At 67.8% G+C, this 21,882-nt stretch carries 20 protein-coding genes; 8 read left to right on the forward strand and 12 right to left on the reverse strand.

Annotated elements, in window-relative coordinates; all coding sequences use genetic code 11:
• Positions 1-33: 33 nt before the first annotated feature.
• The 3 genes from ACGLHS_RS22415 to ACGLHS_RS22425 are packed head-to-tail and all read left to right on the forward strand — an operon-like array spanning position 34 to position 2,663.
• Entirely contained in the window at positions 34-741 is a 708-nt protein-coding gene (locus ACGLHS_RS22415; RefSeq protein ID WP_394483323.1) for a Crp/Fnr family transcriptional regulator, read from the forward strand.
• A gap of 48 nt (positions 742-789) precedes the next feature.
• Entirely contained in the window at positions 790-1,446 is a 657-nt protein-coding gene (locus ACGLHS_RS22420; protein WP_394483325.1) for a TetR/AcrR family transcriptional regulator, read from the forward strand.
• Positions 1,443-2,663 (forward strand): glycosyltransferase, encoded by a 1,221-nt coding sequence (locus ACGLHS_RS22425; RefSeq protein WP_394483327.1) that lies wholly within the window; start codon positions 1,443-1,445, stop codon positions 2,661-2,663. The genes ACGLHS_RS22420 and ACGLHS_RS22425 overlap by 4 nt, the downstream gene beginning before the upstream one ends.
• 16 nt (positions 2,664-2,679) lie before the next feature.
• On the opposite strand, the gene ACGLHS_RS22430 is transcribed toward ACGLHS_RS22425, so the two are convergent.
• From ACGLHS_RS22430 to ACGLHS_RS22470, 9 genes are all read right to left on the reverse strand, one after another.
• Complete coding sequence (locus tag ACGLHS_RS22430) at positions 2,680-3,381, reverse strand: ABC transporter ATP-binding protein (protein ID WP_394483329.1); 702 nt, start codon at positions 3,379-3,381, stop codon at positions 2,680-2,682.
• A 1-nt stretch (position 3,382) separates the two neighbouring features.
• A complete protein-coding gene (locus tag ACGLHS_RS22435) occupies positions 3,383-4,132 on the reverse strand; it encodes an ABC transporter ATP-binding protein (RefSeq protein ID WP_394483331.1) in 750 nt (249 codons plus the stop codon).
• 139 nt (positions 4,133-4,271) lie between these two features.
• On the reverse strand, positions 4,272-5,222 hold the full coding sequence (locus tag ACGLHS_RS22440) for a branched-chain amino acid ABC transporter permease (RefSeq protein WP_394483333.1): 951 nt from the start codon (positions 5,220-5,222) through the stop codon (positions 4,272-4,274).
• A complete protein-coding gene (locus tag ACGLHS_RS22445; protein WP_394483335.1) occupies positions 5,219-6,091 on the reverse strand; it encodes a branched-chain amino acid ABC transporter permease in 873 nt (290 codons plus the stop codon). The genes ACGLHS_RS22440 and ACGLHS_RS22445 overlap by 4 nt, the downstream gene beginning before the upstream one ends.
• A 144-nt stretch (positions 6,092-6,235) precedes the next feature.
• Complete coding sequence (locus tag ACGLHS_RS22450) at positions 6,236-7,423, reverse strand: ABC transporter substrate-binding protein (RefSeq protein ID WP_093242038.1); 1,188 nt, start codon at positions 7,421-7,423, stop codon at positions 6,236-6,238.
• Positions 7,420-8,229 (reverse strand): alpha/beta fold hydrolase, encoded by an 810-nt coding sequence (locus ACGLHS_RS22455; RefSeq protein WP_394483337.1) that lies wholly within the window; start codon positions 8,227-8,229, stop codon positions 7,420-7,422. Before ACGLHS_RS22455 ends, ACGLHS_RS22450 begins: the two co-directional genes overlap by 4 nt.
• 145 nt (positions 8,230-8,374) lie before the next feature.
• Positions 8,375-9,922 (reverse strand): benzoate-CoA ligase family protein, encoded by a 1,548-nt coding sequence (locus ACGLHS_RS22460; protein WP_394483339.1) that lies wholly within the window; start codon positions 9,920-9,922, stop codon positions 8,375-8,377.
• 35 nt (positions 9,923-9,957) lie between these two features.
• Entirely contained in the window at positions 9,958-11,508 is a 1,551-nt protein-coding gene (locus ACGLHS_RS22465) for a 3,4-dehydroadipyl-CoA semialdehyde dehydrogenase (protein ID WP_394483341.1), read from the reverse strand.
• Positions 11,505-12,008, reverse strand: coding sequence for a DUF4863 family protein (locus tag ACGLHS_RS22470; protein WP_394483343.1), 504 nt, complete (start codon positions 12,006-12,008; stop codon positions 11,505-11,507). The genes ACGLHS_RS22465 and ACGLHS_RS22470 overlap by 4 nt, the downstream gene beginning before the upstream one ends.
• Before the next feature lie 213 nt (positions 12,009-12,221).
• Here ACGLHS_RS22470 and ACGLHS_RS22475 point away from each other — a divergent pair, with 213 nt between their 5' ends.
• The 5 genes from ACGLHS_RS22475 to ACGLHS_RS22495 all read left to right on the forward strand — a co-directional run bounded on the left by ACGLHS_RS22475 (position 12,222) and on the right by ACGLHS_RS22495 (position 18,663).
• A complete protein-coding gene (locus ACGLHS_RS22475) occupies positions 12,222-13,172 on the forward strand; it encodes a helix-turn-helix transcriptional regulator (protein WP_394483345.1) in 951 nt (316 codons plus the stop codon).
• A gap of 472 nt (positions 13,173-13,644) precedes the next feature.
• Positions 13,645-15,321 carry a 2,3-epoxybenzoyl-CoA dihydrolase gene (gene boxC / locus ACGLHS_RS22480; protein WP_394483347.1) on the forward strand — a complete coding sequence of 559 codons (1,677 nt, stop codon included), beginning with the start codon at positions 13,645-13,647 and terminating at the stop codon, positions 15,319-15,321.
• A gap of 33 nt (positions 15,322-15,354) precedes the next feature.
• Positions 15,355-16,782 (forward strand): benzoyl-CoA 2,3-epoxidase subunit BoxB, encoded by a 1,428-nt coding sequence (gene boxB, locus ACGLHS_RS22485; RefSeq protein ID WP_093242023.1) that lies wholly within the window; start codon positions 15,355-15,357, stop codon positions 16,780-16,782.
• Between the two features lie 131 nt (positions 16,783-16,913).
• Positions 16,914-18,209 carry a benzoyl-CoA 2,3-epoxidase subunit BoxA gene (gene boxA / locus ACGLHS_RS22490; protein ID WP_394483349.1) on the forward strand — a complete coding sequence of 432 codons (1,296 nt, stop codon included), beginning with the start codon at positions 16,914-16,916 and terminating at the stop codon, positions 18,207-18,209.
• Positions 18,210-18,219: 10 nt separating this feature from the next.
• A complete protein-coding gene (locus tag ACGLHS_RS22495; protein WP_394483351.1) occupies positions 18,220-18,663 on the forward strand; it encodes a MaoC family dehydratase in 444 nt (147 codons plus the stop codon).
• Positions 18,664-18,724: 61 nt separating this feature from the next.
• Here the strand turns inward: ACGLHS_RS22495 and ACGLHS_RS22500 are convergent, their stop codons facing one another.
• From ACGLHS_RS22500 to ACGLHS_RS22510, 3 genes are all read right to left on the reverse strand, one after another.
• Positions 18,725-19,234, reverse strand: coding sequence for an adhesin (locus ACGLHS_RS22500; protein WP_394483353.1), 510 nt, complete (start codon positions 19,232-19,234; stop codon positions 18,725-18,727).
• A 178-nt stretch (positions 19,235-19,412) separates the two neighbouring features.
• Complete coding sequence (locus tag ACGLHS_RS22505) at positions 19,413-20,456, reverse strand: alpha/beta hydrolase family protein (protein WP_394483355.1); 1,044 nt, start codon at positions 20,454-20,456, stop codon at positions 19,413-19,415.
• 115 nt (positions 20,457-20,571) lie between these two features.
• Entirely contained in the window at positions 20,572-21,780 is a 1,209-nt protein-coding gene (locus tag ACGLHS_RS22510; RefSeq protein ID WP_394483357.1) for a helix-turn-helix domain-containing protein, read from the reverse strand.
• Positions 21,781-21,882: the final 102 nt, after the last annotated feature.

The following is a 21,882-nucleotide window of genomic DNA, read 5'->3' on the forward strand; positions in this document are numbered from 1 at the left end:
AACAAGCAAGCACACACGCAAGCAAGAAAGAAGATGCCAGCGGCCAAGCCCGTCGTTCAGGCGGCCTCTCTCACGATCCCGCAACTGCTGCGGGGATCGGCCTGGTTCCCGTTGCTCGACGTGAGCGCGGGCGAGCGCGTGCTCGACGAGATGCGCGAGGTCGAGGTGGCCGCCGGGGCCGCGCTGTGCCGGCGCGGCGACACGCCCGCGCACTGGTACGGCACGCTGGAGGGCTTGCTCAAGTGGTCGATCACCTCCAGCGACGGGCGCTCGGTGACGCTGGGCGGCCTGTCGGTGGGCAGCTGGTTCGGCGAAGGCACGCTGCTGCGCGCGCTGCCGCGCTCGGCCGACATCATCGCGCTGCGGCCGAGCCGCGTTGCCCAACTGCCGCTGGAAACCTTCGAGTGGCTGCACCGCACGCAGCGCGGGTTCGATCACTTCCTGCTGCAGCAGATCAACGAGCGGCTGCACTGGTTCATGGGCAGCTACGCGGCGCACCGGCTGCTCGATGCCGACAGCCAGGTGGCGCGCGCACTGGCGGGCCTGTTCCATCCGTGGCTGCATCCGGGCAGCGAGCCGCACCTGCAGACCTCGCAGGAAGAGATCGCGAACCTCTCGGGCGTGTCGCGGCAGCGGTGCAATGCGGCGCTGAACCGGTTGAAGGAGGCGGGCTTTCTGCGCATCGAATACGGGGGCATCACCGTGATCGATCTTGAAGGGCTGCGGCGGTTCATCGAGTAATTGAACGTCGTATAAACTTGTACGACGTTCAAACTTGAGGGCTGAACCTTGCCGGAACCCGAACTCCCAGGCCGCCGCGAACGGCGGCGCGTCCAGACGCTCGACCACGTGGCCGCCACGGCCATGCGGCTCTTCGAGGCGCAGGGCTACGACGCGACCACGATGGAGCAGATCGCCCAGCAGTCGGACCTTGCCAAGGGCACGCTCTACAACCACTTCCCCACCAAGGACGCGATCCTTGCGCACTGGGTTCATCTGGCGCTTGCGGCCGACACGCAGCGCCTGCATGCCACGATCGACTGGCACGCCGGTTTCGCTGCCCAGCTCGCCCACCTTCTCGAAGCGTCCGCCGAGTGGACCGAGAGCCATCGCAGCTACCTGCTCGATTACTTCCGCTTCAGGTTCCTCAACATCGAGAGCGAACTTCGCGGCGGCGGTGACAGCGACGGCGAAACGCCGCGCGATCTCTCGGGGCTCTTCGAGACGCTGATCGCAGCGGCCCAGCAAGACGGCACCTTGCGCACCGACGTGTCGGCGGCGCACTTCGCTTCGCTGTTGCATCACCTGTACTTCGGCGCCCTGATGCGCTGGCTCACGCTGCCCGGCCTGGTGCTGCGCGACGAGTTCGCGGTGATCGCCGATCTCTTCATCGCCGGTGCACGCGCAGGCGCAGGCGCGAAGTCCCCGCGCAAGAGGCAGCCATGAAGATCGCCGTCGTCACCTACGGCACCGAAGGCGATGCGCGTCCGCTCGCGGCGCTGTGCCGTTCGCTCGACGAAGCCGGCCATGCATCGGTCCTGCTGGCGGACGCATCGACGCTCGGTGCCGCGCAACGGCTCGGCGTGCGCTCCCAGGCGCTGGCGGGCGACATGCAAGGCGCGCTCGCCAACGTGATCGCGCTCGGCGACCGCCCCTCGGCCGCCATGAACGCGCTGGCCGCCATCGCCAACACCCACGCGGCAGCGTGGCTGCGCCAGACCGTCGATGCTGCGAAGGGCTGCAATGCCATCGTGTGTTCCGGCCTCGCGGCGTTCGTCGGCCTCTCGGCAGCCGAGGCGCTGCGCGTGCCGGCCATCGGGGCGGGGATGTTTCCGCTCACGCCGACGGCCGAGTTCGCATCTCCCTTTCTGCCGCCGGCCCGCGTGCCGCGCTTTCTGCGCCGCGCGAGCCACCACTTCGTCAATGCCATGCTGTGGCGCGCGTTCCGGCCGGCGGTCAATGCCGCGCGCGCCGAGGTCTGCGGGCTGCCGGCGCGGCGCGCGATGTGGAACACGCATCCGATGCTCTACGGCGTTTCCCCCAGCCTGGTGCCGCAACCGGCCGATTGGCCCGACAACGCCATGGTCTGCGGCCAATGGATTCCGGGTGCGGAAGAAAGCTGGCGCGCACCGCCCGCGCTGAGCGAATTTCTTGCGGCGGGCGAGCCGCCGGTCTACGTGGGCTTCGGCAGCATGACGGGCTTCGACAAAGACCGCTTGCGCGCCGCCGTCATCGAAGGCGTCGCGGGGCGTCGTGCCCTGCTCAACCCGGGGTGGGGCGGCTTTGACACGCAGGGCCTGCCGTCCAACTTCCATGTCGTGGGCGACACGCCGCACGACTGGTTGTTTCCGCGCACTGCGCTGGTCGTGCATCACGGCGGTTCCGGCACCAGCCATTCGGCCGCGCGCGCGGGAGTGCCGTCGGTGGTGGTGCCGTTCGCGGGCGACCAGTTCTTCTGGGCGCATCGTCTCGCCGAAGCCGGGGTGGCGCCGACAGCGGTGGCGGCTTCGCGCTTGCGGGCGGACGATCTCGCGCGCGGCATCGCCTTCGCCGGCGATGCGCAGGTCCGTGCGCGTGCCCAGGCGCTCGGCCAGCGTATGCGTTCGGAAGACGGCCTCGGGCAAGCGGTGCGCGCCATCGAGCGCAGCGTGGCGACGGCCTGAGGGGCGGGCGCCAGCGCTAGACGCCCAGCAGTTCTTCCAGCGTGTGCGGCTCGGCCAACAGATCGGCCGACGCCCCATGCCGCACGATCTGCCCCTTCTCCATCACCACCGCCAAATCGGTATGCGCCAATACCTTGCGGTAGTCGCGGTCCACGATCAGCGTCGCGATGCCGGTGCTGCGGATCTCGCTGATCACGCGCCAGATCTCGGCCACGATCAGCGGCGCCAAGCCTTCGGTGGCTTCATCGAGGATCAGCAGACGCGGGTTGGTCATCAGCGCGCGGCCGATGGACAGCATCTGCTGCTCGCCGCCCGACAGTTGCTGCCCACCATGCGAGAGCCGTTCGGACAGCCGCGGAAAAGTCGCCATCACGCGGTCGAAGGTCCATTCGCGCTTGCCGTCGATGCCCGCGCGCTCGCTTATCACGAGGTTCTCGCGCACCGACAGGTTCGGGAAGATGCCGCGCCCTTCGGGCACGTAGCCGATGCCCAGACGCGCCATCTTCTCGGGTGGCAGGCCAGTGACGGTGCGGCCGTCGACCTGCACTTCGCCCGAAGCGGGGCGCACATAGCCCATCACCGTGCGGATCAGCGTGGTCTTGCCCATGCCGTTGCGTCCGAGCAGGCCGACCGAGGTGGCCGCCGGAATGCCGGCGTGCACGCCGCGCAGGATGTGGCTGTTGCCGTAGTAGGTGTTGAGGTCGCGAACGAGCAGCATGTCAGTGTTTCTCTTCGCCCAGGTAGGCGGTGCGCACTTCGGGGTTCTCGCGGATCGAGGCCGGGTCGCCGGTGGCGATGACGGTGCCGTTCACCATCACGGTGATGCGGTCGGCAATACGGAACACCGCGTCCATGTCGTGCTCCACCAGCAGGATGGCGTGCGTGGCCTTCAGCCGCACGAGCAATGTGAGCATGCGGTCGGTTTCTTCGGCGCCCATGCCGGCGAGCGGCTCGTCGAGCAGCAGCACGCGCGGGTGGGTGGCCAGGCACATCGCCACTTCGAGCTGGCGCTGTGCGCCGTGGCTGAGCGTGCCGGCGATGCGCAGTGCCTCGTTCGACAGGCCTGCGGCTTCGAGTGCCGCATCGGCCGATGCATTGCTGGTGGCACAGCGCTGCGACGACTGCCAGATCGCCCACGGCTTCGCGGTGGCGGCCTGCGCGGCGAGGCGGCAGTTCTCGTGCACGCTGAATTCCGGAAAGATGGTGGTGCGCTGGTAGCTGCGGCCCACGCCGTCGCGGGCGCGGCGCGATTGCGCGCGGCCGGTGATGTCGACGCCATCGAGCGCGATGCGGCCTTCGGAGGCTTCGATCTCGCCCGAGAGCATGTTGATGAGCGTGGACTTGCCGGCGCCGTTGGTGCCGATCACTGCGTGGACTTCGCCGACGTGCAGGTCGAGCGTGACGGCGTTGACGGCGGTGAGGCCGCCGAAGCGGCGGGTGAGGCCTTCGACAGAGAGCAGTGCGTTCATGGTCTTGCTCCTTCCCCTTCCGGGGGAAGGTTGGGATGGGGGCAAGCGGCCCTGGATGCTGTGCGGCGTTGGAGGCCGCTTGCCCCCACCCCGGCCCTCCCCCAGAGGGGGAGGGAGAAAGACAGGCAGAGGGAGCAGGTCATGCAGCCCCCTTCGGCGACAGCCGCTGCACCAGCCCGATCAAGCCCTTCGGCAGCAAGGCCACGAACACGATGATCGCGATGCCCAGCGTCAGTTGCCAGTGGTCGGCCAGCGGCCCCATCACCGCATGCGTCGAGAAGATTTCCTTCAGCAGCGTGAAGGCGATCGCGCCGATCACCGCGCCGCGCAGGTGGCCGAGACCGCCGAGGATCACCATCAGCAGCACCTCGCCCGAGTTGTGCCAGGCCATCAGCTCGGGGTTGACCACGCCGTCGCGCGAAGCCAGCAGAAAGCCCGCGAGCCCGGCCAACGCACCCGCCAGCACGAAGGCCGCGAGCTTGTAGCCGTACACCGCGAAGCCCGCCGCGCGCATGCGCTGCTCGTTCACGCGGATGCCCGCAAGCGCCGCGCCGAAGCGCGAGCGGCGAACGAGCGCGAGCAGGCCGTAGGTGAACACCAGCGAAGCCAGCACCACGTAGAACAGCGCCGTGCGGTTCTCCAGGTCGAGCGCGCCGATGGCGGGGCGCACGTACATGTAGATGCCGTCGCTGCCGCCGCCGACCTTGGTGTCGTGGAACACGAAGAAGGCCATCTGCGCAAAGGCCAGCGTCACCATGATGAAGTACACGCCGCGCGTGCGCAGGCTCAAGGCGCCGACGAACAGCGCATACAGCGCCGCGGCGCCCATGGCCAGCGGCAGCAGCAGCGCGAAGTTGCCGCCCTCGCTGCCCGAGGCCAGCACGGTGACATACGCGCCGATGCCGTAGAAGGCCGCATGGCCCAGGCTCACGAGGCCGGTCATGCCGACCAGCAGTTCGAGGCTCAACGCGAAGATCGACAGGATCATGATCTTCACGACGAAGTCGGACACGTAGTTGCCCATGAACGGGCCCGCCACGCCGATGAGCACGGCGCACAGCAGCGGCACGAGAAGCGCGCTCTTTTTCATGGCCGCCTCCCCATCAGCCCTTCGGGCTTCCAGATGAGCACGATGGCCATCAGCAGGTAGATGCCGATGCCGCTCAGGTCCGCGAAGAACACCTTGCCGAAGGTGTCGACGAAGCCCACCAGCAGCGAGGCCAGCAGCGCACCGGTAATAGAGCCGATGCCGCCGATCACCACCAACACGAAGCAGATGATGAGCACGCTGGCCCCCATGTTCGGATACACCGAAGACATCGGCGCCGCGATCATGCCGGCCAGCGCCGCGAGCGCCACGCCGGCCGCGAACACGATGCGGTACAGGCGCTTCACGTCGATACCCAGGCCCCGCACCATGTCGCGGTTGCTGGCGCCGGCGCGGATCATCATGCCCAGGCGCGTGCGGTTGACCACGAAGTACAGGCCCACCGCCAGCACGATGCAGGCGGCCGACGCGAACAGGCGATACCACGGGTAGCTCATGACGTTGCCCAGCGCGAAGCTGCCGTCGAGCCATGCCGGCACCTTCACGCCGTGCACGTCGTTGCCCACGAGGATGGAGCGCAGCTCCTCGAACACCAGGATGAGCCCGTAGGTCATCAGCACCTGCTGCAGGTGGTCGCGCTGGTAGAGGTAGCTGAAGAAGGCCCATTCGAGCAGGTAGCCGAAGATGGCCGCCAGCACCACGCCGGCCACCAGCATCAGCAAAAACTGGTCGCCGAACAGCGGCGCGAGCGCGAACGCCATGTACGCGCCGATCATGTAGAAGCTGCCATGGGCAAGGTTGATGACGCCCATGATCCCGAAGATCAGCGTCAGCCCCGAGGCCACGAGAAATAGCAGCAGTCCGTACTGAACCGAGTTCAGGCACTGGACGAGGAAGGTTCCGAAATCCACGTTGGAGGTTCTCTCAGGGCGGGATCGTCAAGAAGGAGATGCACTGCGGGAGACACCGCGGAACCGGCTTTGCCGGGCCGCAGGTGTCGCCCCTGCAAAGGGGTTGGCGCAGCGAAACGAAGTGCGCGAAGCCTGGAGGCGTGCTTACATCCGGCAGCCGCGCGCGGGGTCGGCCAGACCCTTGATCGCGGTGCTCACCAGCTTGTTCTCTTTGCCTTCGACCTTGCGCAGGTAGATATCCTGCACCGGGTTGTGCGACTTGCTCACCGTGAACGCGCCGCGCGGGCTGTCGATCTTCGCCTTCTCGATGGCGCTGGTGAACTCGGCCTTCTTCGAGATGTCGCCCTTGGTCGCGTTCAGGCCCACGCCCAGCATCTGTGCCGCGTCGTAGCCCTGCACCGCGTACACGTCGGGCTGCAGCTTGAACGACTTGGCATAGGCCACGCGGAAGGCGTTGTCGCGCGCGGTGTTCAAGCCGTCGGCGTAGTGCAGCGTGGTCAGCATGCCTTGTGCCGATTCGCCCTGTGCGTCGAGCGTGCCGTCGGTCAGGAAGCCCGGGCCGTACAGCGGAATGGTCTTGTTCAGGCCCGCGGCCTGGTAGTCCTTGACGAACTTCACCGCGCCGCCGCCCGCGAAGAAGGCATACACCGCATCGGGCTTGGCCGCCGCGATCTCGGTCAGCAGCGCCTGGAACTCCACGTTGGGAAAGGGCAGCGTGAGCTGCTTGTCGACCTTGCCGCCGGCCTTCTCGAAGCCTTCCTTGAAGCCGTTGACCGACTCCTCGCCGGCCGCGTACTTCCAGGTGATCGTCATGACCTTCTTCTTGCCCTGCTGCTTGGCCGCGACTTCGCCCATGGCGTAGGCCGGCTGCCAGTTGCTGAACGAGCTGCGGAAGATGTTGGGCGCGCACATCGGGCCCGTGACGGCGTCGGCGCCGGCGTTGGGCACGATCAGCACGGTGCCGCTTTCCTTGGCGGCCTTGGCCATGGCCATCGCCACGCCCGAGTGCACGGTGCCGACGATCACGTCGACGTTGTCGCGCTTGATGAGCTTGTTGACGTTGTCGGTGGCCTTGGCCGGGTCGGACTCGTCATCGACCTTGAAGTACTCGATCTCGCGGCCGGCCAGCTTGCCGCCCTGCTCGTCGACATAGAGCTTGAAGCCGTTCTCGATGGCCACGCCCAGCGCGGTGTAGGTGCCGCTGTAGGGCAGCATCAGGCCGACCTTGAGCTTGCCGGTGCCTTGCGCGCCGGCCGTGCCGCACAGGGCGGCCGCGAAGGCGAGGGCGGTCAGCGCAAGGCGCGCGGTGCGAACCGGGGTGGGGGTGGTCATGGTGTTTGTCTCCTGTTTTTGGTGATGAAAGAAGCGGTTGCGACGGTGACACGTTCCGGCTGATCGCGATGTGGGGAATGCCCGCATTCAGGGATTTCGAGCAGCTCGCAAGTACCACCCACGCGCGCCGCGATGCCGCGGATCTGCGCCAGCGTGCCGTACTCGTCGTCGATGCCCTGCACGGCCAGCACCGGGCAGCGGATGGCATCGAGTTCGGCCTCGATGTTCCATTGGCGAAAGGGCGGATGCAGCCAGATGCGGTTCCAGCCCCAGAAGGCGGAATCGGCGTTGTCGTGGTAGCGGCCGAGCTTCTTCGGCAGGTCGGTGTTCAGGTACGCGGTGCGGGCGATCTCGATGTTCGCGACGGTCTTGTCTTCCACGAAGATGTGCGGCGCGAGCACCACGAGGCCTTCGACCTGATCCGGAAAGCGCGAGGCATACAGCAGCGCGATGGAGCCGCCGTCGCTGTGGCCGAAGAGCCAAGGCTTTTCGTCGCCGAGCTTCAATGCGGTGAAGAGCGCGGGCAGCACTTCGTGCGCCTGGCGGTGCATGAAGTCGACGTCCCAGATTTCATCGTCGGCGCGCGGGGTGGAGCGGCCGTAGCCGGGGCGCGAGAAGACAAGGCCGCGCGCGTTGGCGGCGTTGCAGACCTGTGCGGGGAAGTCCTTCCACATGGCGATGGAGCCGAGGCCTTCGTGGAGGAAGACGATCAGCGGCGCGCCGGTGCGCTCGGGGGAGAGCCATTGGCATTCGATCTGCACGGGGCGGTCGCGCCAGGTGATGGTGGCGAAGTCCGTTGTGCTCATCGCGTGGCTCCCGGCCGTTGCTCCTTCCCCCTTTGGGGGAAGGCTGGGATGGGGGCAAGCGGCGCTTGAAAAGGCTGTGCGTGTGCGAAGGCCGATGCCCCCACCCCGACCCTCCCCCAGAGGGGGAGGGAGAAAGACGGGAACCTCATGCCTGCTTCTCCCGTTCGCGCAACCTGAACCGCTGGATCTTCCCCGTCGCCGTCTTCGGCAGCTCCGCCACGAACTCCAGGAACCGCGGGTACTTGTACGGCGCCAGGCGTTCCTTCACGAAGGCCTTCAGCTCTTCCTCCGTCACTACGCCGCCGTCCTTCAACACCACGAACGCCTTGGTCTTCGTCAGGCCCTCGCCGTCTTCCTTGCCGATCACCGCGGCTTCGAGCACGGCCGGGTGCTGCATCAGCGTGGCCTCGACCTCGAACGGCGAGACATAAATGCCGCTGACCTTCAGCATGTCGTCGCTGCGGCCCGCATAGGTGAAGTAGCCGTCGGCGTCGCGCGTGTACTTGTCGCCGCTCTTGGTCCAGCCGCCCTGGAAGGTCTCGCGCGACTTTTCGCGGTTGGTCCAGTACATCAGCGCCGAGCTGGGGCCGCGGATGTAGAGGTCGCCCACTTCGCCATCGGGCACCGGGCGGCCGTCTTCGCCGCGCAGCTCGACCTCGTAGCCGTCCACCGGCTTGCCGGTGGTGCCGTAGCGAATGTCGCCGGGCCGGTTGGAAATGAAGATGTGCAGCATCTCGGTCGAGCCGATGCCATCGATGATCTCGCAGCCGAACTGAGCCTTGAAGCGTTGCGCGATCTCGCCGGGCAGCGCCTCGCCGGCCGACGAGCACATGCGCAGCGCCACCGCATCGCGTGCCGGCAGCTTCGGCGATGCGAGCATGCCCGCGAAGCCCGTGGGCGCACCGAAGAAGACGGTGGGCTTGTGTTCGGTCCAGCGGCGGAAGGTGGCGTCGGGCGTGGGCCGCTCGGCCATCAGCACGACCGTAGCGCCGACCGACAGCGGAAAGGTCAGCGCATTGCCCAGGCCATACGCGAAGTACATCTTGGCGGCCGAGAAGCACACGTCGTCTTCGGTCAGCGCCAGCACCGGCTTGCCGTACAGCTCGGCCGTCCACCACAGGTTGGCGTGCGTGTGCACGGTGCCCTTGGGCTTGCCGGTGGAGCCGGAGGAATACAGCCAGAAGCCCGGGTCGTCCGATGCCGTGGTGACGGGCGCGGCCAGCGGCTCGGCGGCGGCGAGCGCGGCCTCGAACTCCTTGGCGCCCTCGGGCAGCGGGCCGGTGGGTTGCGACACGATCAGCGTGTGCACTTCATGGCCGCCGCGCGCCATCGCGTCCTGCAGCGTCGGCAGCAGCGCGCCCGACACCAGCACGGCCTGCGCGCGGCTGTGGTCGAGCATGTAGGCGTAGTCGTCGGGCGTGAGCAGCGTGTTGACGGCCACCGGCACGATGCCGGCGTAGAGGCAGCCGAGAAAGCTCACCGGCCAGTCGCTGCTGTCGAGCATCAGCAGCAGCACGCGTTCTTCGCGGCGCACGCCGGCCGCCTTCAGCGCGGCGGCGAGGCGGCGCGCGCGGTCTTCGAGCTGGCCGTAGCCCAGCGTGCCGCGATCGTCGATGTAGGCGGTGCGTTCGGCGCGGCCACGGTTGAGGGCGAACAGGTGTTCGGCGAAGTTGAATCGTGCGGGCAGGGTCATGGTTCTTGTCTCCTTCGGCCGTGTCTTCGTTCGTTCTAGAGGCCGAGCGCGGCGAGCACGCCGGGGCTCGCCTGCACGGCGCTGCGGCGGTGATAGAAGTCCAGCGCGCGCAGGCCGCCGAGTTCGGCGCCGCCGCCTGCGCGGCCGGGGCCGCCATGCATCGACATCGGCATCACGTTGCCGTGGCCGGTGTGGGCCTGTGCCACTTCGGGCGAGATCACGTGCACGCGGCCGTGGCTTGGCGCGACGGCCAGCGCGGCCTGGGCCAGCGCCGCGTCGTCGCTGCCATAGAGAGAGGTCACGAGCGAACCCTGGCCGCGATGCGCTAGCGCAATGCCGTGCGCGAGATCGCGGTACGGCAGCAGCGCGGCGACGGGGCCGAACACTTCCACGTCGTGCACGCGCTGCGCCGCATCGGCATCGCGCGCGCCCAGCAGCACCGGGCCGATGCAGGCGGCGATGGCCGGGTCGGCATCGACCAGCGGCTTGTTGCGGCTGTCGTGCAGCACGGTGGTTTGCGCAGCCAGCGCGTCGAGCCCTTCGCGCACTGCGTTCAGTTGCGCGCGGCTCACCAGCGAACCCATGCGCACGCTCTCGTTGCGCGGGTTGCCGACGGTGACGCCCGCGAGCTTGGCGCCGATGGCTTCGGCGGCCGCGTCGTACACCTCGGCCGGCACCAGGATGCGGCGGATGGCGGTGCACTTCTGGCCCGACTTCACCGTCATCTCGCGCACCACTTCGCGCACGAGCAGGTTGAAGGCGTCGCTGCCGGGCGCGGCACCGGGCAGCAGCAGGGCGCTGTTGAGGCTGTCGGCCTCGATGTTCGCGCGCACCGAATGCCGGGCCACGGCAGGGTGCGAGCGGATCACCGCGGCCGTTTCGGCCGAGCCGGTGAACGAGACCACGTCGAAGGGCTGCAACGCATCCATCAATCCGGCCGAACTGCCGCAGATGACCGAGAGCGCGCCGGCAGGCAGCACGCCCGCATCGACCACGTCCTTGACCATGCGCTGCGTGAGCCACGCGGTGGCCGTGGCGGGTTTCACGATCACAGGCACGCCCGACAGCAGCGCCGGCGCGGCCTTTTCCCACAGGCCCCACGAAGGGAAGTTGAAGGCGTTGATGAAGAGCGCGACGCCGTGCGTCGGCACCTGCAGGTGCTGCGACTGGAACACCGGTTCCTTGCCGAGCTTGACCGCGTCGCCATCGCGCAGCGCACGCACGTCGCCGAGCGCATCGCCCCACTTGGCGTACTGGCCGAGCGTGAAGATCGCGCCGTCGATGTCGACGGCCGAGTCGTTCTTCACCGTGCCGGAGTTGGCCGTGGCGATCTCGTAGTACGCATCGCGGTTGGCCTGCAGCACTTTGACGATCGCGCCGAGCAGGCCGGCGCGTTGGCGGTAGGTGAGGGCGCGCAGCGCATTGCCGCCCTGTTCGCGCGCAAAGGCGAAGGCGGCGGGCAGGTCGAGGCCGGTGGCGTCGACGCGAACGAGTTCGGTGCCGAGCACCGGGTCGAACAAGGGCGTGCCGGCGCCCGATCCGCTTTGCCAGCGGCCGGCGACGTAATTGGAAAGAAGCTCGGTCATGGGGTGAACTTGATCTGCCCTTCGGGCAGGAGATAGAGAACGAGCGCGCGGCCGTGCGCCACGGTCGGGCGATGCGCGGTGCCGGGGCCGTAGACGCACCAGCCCGCAGGGCGGCCGTCGAAGGTGGCGGCGCTGTCGTCGAGCGGCATGATCAGATCGATCTCGCCGTTCGGATGGGTGTGGTGCGGGCCCGCGATGTCCTGCATGTCGACCACGTCGACCGAGAAACGGTGCAGCGCGTCTTCGGCCTTGAAGACCCGGCCGTACTTGATGCCGCCGCCTTCGCGGTCGCACAGCCAGCCTTCGGCCACGCCGCCGATGCAGGCCTGGCGCAGCTGCTCGAAGCGCGCACTGCCCGCGCCGTGCGTGGCGTTGAGCCACTGGTCGAGCGCGGCGTCCAGCGACTTGCCGGCGATCTCGGCGGTCAGGCCGGCAATCAACTGGTGAAATGCGGGCTTGCCGTTCGTGGTGGCGGTGGGGCTGCTGCTGCTGTCGGACATCGTGGCGGGCTTCTTGGTGGAGGCTGGCTGGGCGAACATCCAGGGCCCTGTGGCGGGCCATGAACTTATGAACTACCTTGCAGGATCGCTGCGCGTGCAGTATCTTGCTTGTGGCCGAACAATAAGCAGCGAGACAATCAGTGTCAAGCAATATAGTGCATCTATGGTGTTTACCCTGAGCGCGCACAATCCCGGCGAAGAACGAGGAATTGCATGAATGAGCATGTAGCGGTGCTGGCCACCGCGCCAGAAGACGGCAATGGCGGCAACGCCGGCGCCACCGCACCGGCCGGGGAGGCCAGGAACCCGCTGCTCGCGGCGCTGGGCGATCGCGTGCGCAACCTGCGCGCGCAGCGCGGCCTCACGCGCAAGGCGGTGGCCATTGCGGCCGACGTGTCGGAGCGTCACCTGGCTAACCTCGAATACGGCATCGGCAATGCCTCGATCCTGGTGCTGCAGCAGGTGGCCGGCGCGCTGCATTGCTCGCTGGCCGAGCTGGTGGGCGACGTCACGACCAGTTCGCCCGAGTGGCTGCTGATCCGCGAGCTGCTCGAGAACCGCAGCGAAACCGACCTGCGCCGCGTGCGCGTGGCGCTCGGCGAACTGTTGGGCACGGCCTCGGTCGATCCGGCGCGGCACCGCCGCATCGCGCTCGTGGGGTTGCGCGGTGCGGGCAAGTCGACGCTGGGGCAGATGCTGGCCGAAGACCTGGAGATTCCCTTCATCGAACTGAGCCGCGAGATCGAAAAGCTCGCCGGCTGCAGCGTTCGCGAGATTCACGACCTGTACGGCACCAATGCCTACCGCCGCTACGAGCGCCGCGCGCTCGAAGAGGCCGTGCAGATCTACAGCGAGGTGGTGATCGCCACGCCGGGCGGCATCGTCTCCGACCCGGCCACCTTCAACGAACTGCTCGCGCACTGCACTACCGTGTGGCTGCAGGCAGCGCCCGAAGAGCACATGGGCCGCGTCGCCGCGCAGGGCGACACGCGCCCGATGGCGGCCAGCAAGGAAGCGATGGAAGACCTGCGCCGCATCCTGAATGGCCGTGCAGCCTTCTATTCAAAGGCCGATCTGTCGGTGGACACCAGCGGCAAGACGCTGGCGCAGAGCTTCCAGGCCTTGCGCGGTGTGGCTCGCCAGTCGATGGGGTTGGGCGCCTGACTGTCTGCTCTGTTTGTCGTTGAGGTGCTGCTGTTCGGGGCGGCGCTCACGCCGACGGGGTGCCTTGCTCCGCGAATGTCCCCCGGGGCTTCGCCCCTCCTCCTTTATTTCGCTGCGCAAGGCACCCCGCCAGCGTGAGCGTTGTTCAGAGCGCAGGTTGATCGGCCAGCACGACAGCCGCGCCCACTGTGCACAGGGCACTGGGTGCTCCCCGCAGCGAAATAAAGGAGGAGGCCGCAGGCCGGGGGACATTCGCGGAGGGGAGTACCCGGTGTCCTGTGCACGCACCCCGAATGACCCCGCATCAAAACCCCGAGCCCTCGTGCCCAGAGCACCAGCGAAATCTGAAAAAAAGCGCTACAGGCATTGACTTGCCTGTTTGCATGCAGTATGATGCATGTCATCGGAGCAAGAAAGTGCATTATCTTTCCTGTTCACGGTTTCCGAACACTGCCCCACAGGAGACTTCCGCATGACCGACACCACCACGCTCCAGGCGCCCCCGCGCGTCGACTACCGCACCGAGCCCGGCCAGTACCGTCACTGGTCGCTGAGCTTCGACGGCGCCATTGCACGCCTCGTGCTCGACATCGCGGAAGACGGCGGCATTCGCCCCGGCTACAAGCTCAAGCTCAACAGCTACGACCTGGGCGTGGACATCGAGCTGAACGACGCACTCAACCGCGTGCGCTTCGAGCACCCCGAAGTGCGCAGCGTGATCGTCACCAGCGGCAAGGATCGCATCTTCTGCTCGGGCGCCAACATCTTCATGCTCGGCGTCTCGGGCCATGCGTGGAAGGTCAACTTCTGCAAGTTCACCAACGAAACGCGCAACGGCATCGAAGACTCGTCGAAGCACTCGGGCCTGAAGTTCCTCGCGGCCGTGAACGGCGCCTGCGCCGGCGGCGGCTACGAACTGGCACTGGCCTGCGACGAGATCTTGCTGGTGGACGACCGCTCCTCCGCCGTCTCGCTGCCCGAAGTGCCGCTGCTTGGCGTGCTGCCCGGCACCGGCGGCCTGACCCGCGTGACCGACAAGCGCCACGTGCGCCACGACCTCGCCGACATCTTCTGCACCAGCGTCGAAGGCGTTCGCGGCCAGCGCGCGGTCGACTGGCGCCTGGTCGATGCCGTGGCCAAGCCCGCGCAGTTCGCTGCCGCCGTGCAGGACCGTGCTTCGCAACTCGCCGCCGGCAGCGACCGACCCGCGAGCGGCAAGGGCGTGGCGCTCACGCGCCTCGAACGCACTGACAGCGCCGACGGCATCGCCTACTCGCACGTCAACGTGCAGATCGACCGCAGCAAGCGCACTGCCACGATCACCGTGAAGGCGCCCACCGGCACGCAGCCGGCCGACATCGCCGCCATCGAAGCCGCGGGCGCCGCATGGTGGCCGCTCGCGATGTGCCGCGAGCTCGACGATGCGATCCTCAACCTGCGCACCAACGAACTCGACATCGGCACCTGGCTGCTCAAGACCGAAGGCGATGCCGCTGCCGTGCTCGCATCCGACGCCGTGATGATCGCCAACAAAGACCACTGGCTGGTGCGCGAAACCATCGGCGCGCTGCGCCGCACACTGGCGCGCCTCGATGTTTCTTCGCGCAGCCTCTTTGCGCTGGTCGAAGCGGGTTCGTGCTTTGCCGGCACGCTGGCCGAACTGGCCTTTGCCGCCGATCGCAGCTACATGCTTGCGCTGCCCGACGACGCCGAGCGCGCGCCGAAGCTCACGCTCAACGAATTCAACTTCGGCTTCTTCCCGATGGTGAACGACCAGAGCCGCCTGCAACGCCGCTTCTATGAAGAAGCCGCGCCGCTCGAAGCCGCACGCGCGGCGGCCGGCAAGCCACTCGACGCCGACGAAGCCCTGAAGCTCGGCCTCGTCACTGCCGCACCCGACGACATCGACTGGGACGACGAGATCCGCATCGCCATTGAAGAGCGTGCCGCCATGTCGCCCGACGCGCTCACCGGCCTCGAAGCCAACCTGCGCTTTGCCAGCAAGGAAAACATGGCCACCCGCATCTTCGGCCGGCTCACCGCCTGGCAGAACTGGATCTTCAACCGCCCGAACGCCGTCGGCGAGAAGGGCGCGCTCAAGGTCTACGGCACCGGCGAGAAAGCCGGCTTCGACATGAACCGCGTCTGAGAACTGGCAGTCCGCACAACCCAAGGAACAACGATGAGCACGATCAACTACAGCGAGAAGATCCCCAACAACGTCAACCTCGGCGAAGACCGCACGCTGCAGCGCGCGCTCGAAGGCTGGCAGCCCAACTTCATCAACTGGTGGGACGACGTGGGCCCCGAAGGCTCCATCAACCACGAGGTGTACCTGCGCACGGCCGTGAGTGTCGATCCGCAGGGCTGGGCCCAGTTCGGCCACGTGAAGATGCGCGACTACCGCTGGGGCATCTTCCTGAACCCGGGCGATGCCAACCGCGAGATCCACTTCGGCGACCACAAGGGAGAGAAGGCCTGGCAGGACGTGCCCGGCGAGCACCGCGCCAACCTGCGCCGCATCATCGTGACGCAGGGCGACACCGAGCCCGCGTCGGTCGAGCAGCAGCGCCACCTGGGCCTCACGGCGCCGTCGATGTACGACCTGCGCAACCTGTTCCAGATCAACGTCGAAGAGGGCCGCCACCTGTGGGCGATGGTCTACCTGCTGCACAAGCACTTCGGCCGCGATGGCCGCGAAGAAGCCGAGGCGCTGCTGCAGCGCACCTCGGGCGACGAGAACAACCCGCGCATCCTGGGCGCTTTCAACGAACGCACGCCCGACTGGCTCGCGTTTTTCATGTTCACGTACTTCACCGATCGCGACGGCAAGTTCCAGCTCTCGGCGCTGGCCGAGAGCGCGTTCGATCCGCTGGCGCGCACGACGAAGTTCATGCTGACCGAAGAGGCGCACCACATGTTCGTGGGCGAGAGCGGTGTGTCGCGCGTCATCGCGCGCACCGCGCAGGTCATGAACGAGCTGAAGACCGACGACGTGCAGAAGATCCGCGCGGCGGGCTGCATCGACCTGGGCACGATCCAGCGCTACCTGAACTTCCACTACAGCGTGACCATCGACCTGTTCGGTGCCGACCAGTCGAGCAACGCCGCCATCTTCTACAGCTCGGGCCTGAAGGGCCGCTATGAAGAAGGCAAGCGCACCGACGACCACATCCTCAAGGGCCAGACCTACAAGGTGCTCGAGGTGAAGGACGGCCAGCTCGTCGAAAAAGACGTGCCGATGCTCAACGCGCTGAACGAAGTGCTGCGCGACGACTTCATCAAGGACTCGGTGGCCGGCGTCGGCCGCTGGAACAAGGTGCTGGAAAAGGCCGGCATCCCGACCCGCCTGGTCGTGCCGCACAAGGCCTTCAACCGCCAGATCGGCGCGCTCGCCGGCATCAAGATGTCGCCCGAAGGCCGCGTGGTGAACGAGGTCGAATGGGCCGCCAAGCGCGACGAATGGCTGCCGAGCGCCGAAGACTTCGCTTTCGTGGCATCGTTGATGGGCCGCGTGGTGGAGCCGGGCAAGTTCGCCGGCTGGATCTCGCCGCCGGTGATGGGCATCAACCGCCAGCCGGTCGATTTCGAGTACGTGCGTTTCGGTTGATGGGTATCGAGGTATTGCTCCTTCCCCCTCTGGGGGAAGGCAGGGATGGGGGCACCGCAGCGTGACCACGACAAGCGCCGCTTGCCCCCACCCAACCCTCCCCCAGAGGGGGAGGGCTCTAGGAGAACAACATGGACATGGCCGTTGAAGCCGGAGTCATCAAGCAGCACCTGATCGACCCCGAGATCTGCATCCGCTGCAACACCTGCGAGGCCACCTGCCCCGTCAACGCGATCACGCACGATGACAACAACTATGTTGTGCGTGCCGACATCTGCAACGGCTGCATGGCCTGCATCTCGCCGTGCCCGACAGGCTCGATCGACAACTGGCGCACCATGCCGCTGGTGCGTGCGTACACCATCGAAGAACAGCTCACCTGGGACGAACTGCCCGCCGAGCTGACGCCCGAACAGCTCGAAGCCGCGGGCGTTTCCGCCGCGGCGGCCGGCGACCCGGCAGCGGCCGCGCCCGCACTGACGCAGGCGCAAGCCCAGGCGGCCATCGAGCCCGCCGAAGCCGTCTTCTTCAATTCCGCGCAGTACGGCGCCACCGTGCCGCCGTGGTCGGCCGCGCACGCGTACACCAATCTCTTTCCGCCGAAGACCCCGACGACCGCCACCGTGGTCGGCAATTTCAATTGCACCGAGGCTGGCTTCGACAGCGAGACGCACCACATCGTGCTCGACTTCGGCGTGGTGCCGTTCCCGGTGCTCGAAGGCCAGTCCATCGGCATCGTGCCGCCGGGCGTCGACGCCATCGGCAAGCGCCACCATGCACGCCAGTACTCGGTGGCCAGCCCGCGCAACGGCGAGCGGCCCGGCTACAACAACGTCTCGCTCACCGTGAAGCGCGTGACCGAGGACCACGAGGGCGACCCGGTGCGCGGCGTGTGCTCCAACTACGTCTGCGACCTGAAGGTGGGCGACACGGTGCAGGTGGTGGGGCCCTTCGGTGCCTCCTTCCTGATGCCGAACCACCCCAAGTCGCACATCGTGATGATCTGCACCGGCACCGGCAGCGCCCCCATGCGCGCGATGACCGAATGGCGTCGCCGCCTGCGCAAGAGCGGCAAGTTCGAAGGCGGCAAGCTGATGCTGTTCTTCGGCGCGCGCACGCAGCAGGAGCTGCCGTACTTCGGCCCGCTGCAGTCGTTGCCGAAAGACTTCATCGACATCAACCTTGCCTTCTCGCGCACGCCGGGCCAACCCAAGCGCTATGTGCAGGACCTCATGCGCGAGCGCGCCGCCGACCTGGCCGCCTTGCTGAAAGACGGCAGCAGCCACTTCTATGTGTGCGGCCTCAAGAGCATGGAAGAAGGCGTGGTGCTTGCGCTGCGCGATGTGGCGAAGGATGCGGGGCTCGATTGGGACACCGTGGGCGCAGCTCTCAAACGCGAAGGCCGCCTGCACCTCGAAACGTACTAAGCTGCGGCGGATGAAGTTCGCCGACTTCCACGCGGGCCAGGTCATCGAGGCCGGCCCCTACGTGCTCACCGAAGCCGAGCTGCTGCAATTCGCGCGGGCCTACGACCCGCAGTGGTTTCACACCGACCCCGAAGCCGCTGCCGAAAGCCCTTTCGGCGGTTTGATCGCCAGCGGCTGGCACACCTGTTCCATCGCGATGCGGCTCGTGGTCGAGGCGGCGCTCGCGGGCTCGGAATCTTTCGCATCGCCGGGGCTCGAGCACGTGCGCTGGCCGAATCCCGTGCGGCCTGGCGACGCCTTGCGGCTCGTGGCCGATGTCATCGAGGTGCGGCGCTCCGAGAAGCGGCCCACGCTGGGCATATTGCTGTGGCGCTGGCGGCTCTTCAATCAGCGCGAGCTGATGGTGCTGGACGTGGAAGTCACCAGTCTCTTCAGGCTGCAGGCCACGGCCTGACGCAAAGCAGAAAACCCGCAACGCGCGAGCGCTGCGGGTTTTCTTTTTTTGCCGACGGGGATTACTTCGTGATGTCCACGGCGCTCGAGCCCTTGGCCTTGGCGCCAACGCCGGTGCCCGCTGGCTTCACGGCGCCGCCGACCGAGCCCACGGCACCGGTCGCGCTGTTCAGGGTGCCACCCACGGTGTTCGTGAGACCGCTGGCCGCGCCGGTCGCGCCACCCACGGCACCCGTTGCGCCGTTGACGGCCCCGGTGGCCCCGCTGACGGTGTTGGTGGCATTGCCCACGGCACCTGTTGCGCCGCCGACCACGCCGCCCACTGTGCCGCCGAGCCCGCTCGCCGCGTTGCCCGCGCCGCCATTGGTATGGGTGGATGCGCCCGCGGCTGCCCCGGCACCCGCGCCTGCGTTGCCTTGGGCTGGTGCGGCCTTGACGGCACCCGATGCGTTGACATCGGCGTTCACGCCGACGCCCACGCTGGCGTTCTGCGCCTGGGCGGCGCCGCTCATGGCCAGAAGGCCTGCGAGCAAGGCGCTGGAGACGATCGATGCAATGTGTTGTTGCTTCATGTGTGACGGTTCCTTTCGTTGAATGGTCACTGATCAACGAACCGGCTTGGGGCCAGTTCGGGTCTCACCCTGAGGGGTTCGGCGCATGTCGCCGTGTGCGCGACTGTCGTCCACGCGTGTGGGACAGGTCCGTCGTCCGGAACGCGGGCTCGCGCGTTCGTTCCGCGCCTTTTCCGGCTCAGGGCAGCAGGTGCGCGCTGAAGAACGCGGTGGTCTTGCGATTCACCTCCGGCAGCACGCTGGCACGGTCGAAGCCCGGCTGGTCATTGAGCATGTCGCCGATCAGCCCCGTGAGCCCGGGTGGCGGTGGCGACAGCAACGCGCCATGCCCGCCCGTCGGCATGTCGGCGATCAGCTCGCAGCGCGGCAGGCAGGCCGCGAGCACGCGGTCGCTGTGAAAGCGCGGGATCAGCCAGCGGTCTTGCCGCGCGGTGATCAGGCCCAGCGGCACGCGCGGTGCGGCCAGCGAGGCCATGTCGAAATCCGCCGCAGCGGGCACGCCCGCCACGATGGCCGCGATGCGCGGGTCGTCGTGTTCGCGTGGCGTGGCGTCCTGGAAGCGGTGGCCGATCACGAGCAGCGCGCCCCATTTCTTGATGCCGTCGAGCATGCCGCCCGTCAGCCGCGTGATGAGGCCGACGCAGGATTGAAAGTCCGCCTCCAGATCCTCTTCGCAGTGCTGCTTGAACGCGGCGGGCGACCAGCGTCCACCGGCCAGGCTCAACGCCGTGTGGCCGCCGGCCGACATGCCGTACATGCCGACCTTCTCGAGCTGGAGCAGCGGCGCGAAGCGCGCATCGCGCCCCACCGCATCGATGGCGCGCGATACCTCGGCCGGCCGCATCGTCCAGCTGTCGGGGCCGGGGTCGCTGTCGTCCTTGTAGTTGTCGGCGCGGTGCTCGGGCATGGCGACGATGAAGCCGGCATCGACCAGGCTGCGTGCCAGGTCGGCATGCACCCACGGCGCGCCGCCCGAACCGTGCGAGACCACGACCAGCCGGCCGTTGCCGCGAACGGGCGTGCCCTGCACCGCCACGTCCAGCATGAAGCGCGCGCGCCGGGTCGGCTGCGCCGCGTCGCTCGATGGGTAGAAGACCGTGACCGGGCCGTCGGCAGCGGTCGCGGGAATTTCCGCCAGCCCCATCGCCGCCCGCGCCGGGCCCGAAAGAAAGGCCAGCAGCAGCACCACGGGCCAGAAGAAGAGAAAAGAAAAGCGTCGCATGGCGGATCGAACTCCTTGTCATCGAAGGCCCATGCCCCCGGCGACACGGACGATGCCGCGGCGTGTCCGCCACGTCTTGCCGAAAGCCGCAAACGCGGTTTTCGGCTGGCCGATTTCAGGATTCGGCCAGCTTTTGCCTGCGGAATTCGGTGGGCGTGAGGCCGGTGGCGGTCTTGAAGGCGCGGTTGAACGGGCCGATGGACTGGAAGCCCGCCGTCAGCGCGATGGTCAGGACGGGCAGTTCGCGCTTGAGCGGATCGGCCAGCGCGGCCGTTGCCTCGGCCAACCGGAAGCCGTTGACGAAGGCGTTGAAATTGCGATGGCCCAGGCGCTGGTTGATGAGCCGCCGCAGCCGGTACTCGGGCACCGCCAGCCGCGCGGCGAGGCTGGCGATGCTCAGGTCTTCGCTGCGGTAGGCGCGGTCGACGGCCATCGCGCGCTGCAGGGATTCGGCGAGGCGGTCTTCGGCGGGGTCGGGTTCGGCGTCGGGGCTTGGCGTGGGTGCTGGTTCGGGGGCGGGATGCGGTGGGGGCGAAGGCTCGGCCGCGGCGGGCGTGGCAGCTTCTTCGGGCGGCATGCGTTCATCGGCCATCGGGATCGGAACCGGTGGCGCGTCCGGCGCGGCGAGCGGAATCGCCACGTGCCCAAGCGCAGCCGGGAACAGCTCCGACCCCGCCAGCCGCAGCATCCGCCACGCGACGACTGCCACGATCAGCAGCAGCATCGCCGCATCCGCCGTGGCCGAGAGTTGTGACAACTGCCCGCGCGGCGATGCCAGGCGAACGACCAGCATCCCGATGCTGTAGCCGACGCCCGTCACCACGATGAACACGCGCAACCGCCGGCGCCCCTCCACCAGGTCGGCGCGCCACTGCGCCGCCGCGGCCATCGCGGCGAGCACCGCAAACACCAGCGGCACCGCGCGCTGCAGGCCCATCGTGACCGGCGCCAGCACCGAGGCGCTGCCGGCCACGACCGCGCAATTGAGCGCCGCCAGCGCCGCGACCGCGAGCCACGCGATCACGTGCCGGGGGCGCAGCACGAAGTCGTCGTCGAACAGCGCCTGCACGAACACCCAGAACAGCACCGCATTGCCGACCGAGACGGCGACCAGCGGCGCCTGCCAGAGGCGCGGCACCAGCGCCTCGAACAACGGCGTGGCACCGATGACCTGGATGCCCAGGCCCAAGGTCAGCGCCACGCCCGCACGCGCGGCCGGCAGGCGCGGGCGGTCGCGCGCCAGCACCACGGCGAGCACGAAAAGCAATGCCAGCAGGACGCCGCGCAGGGCAGCGTCGAGCAGGGTGGCGGGGGCAGATGTCATGGCGTTGAGTGACGGGCGACCGGATGGATTCTCGTAGCAGCGGGGCGACTTGAGGCGGAAGCGGAAAAACCCCGCGAGTCGCCATGTCAAACACACGCAACT

This window comes from Variovorax sp. VaC1 (assembly GCF_043658315.1).
In the GTDB taxonomy this organism is placed as follows: domain Bacteria; phylum Pseudomonadota; class Gammaproteobacteria; order Burkholderiales; family Burkholderiaceae_C; genus Variovorax.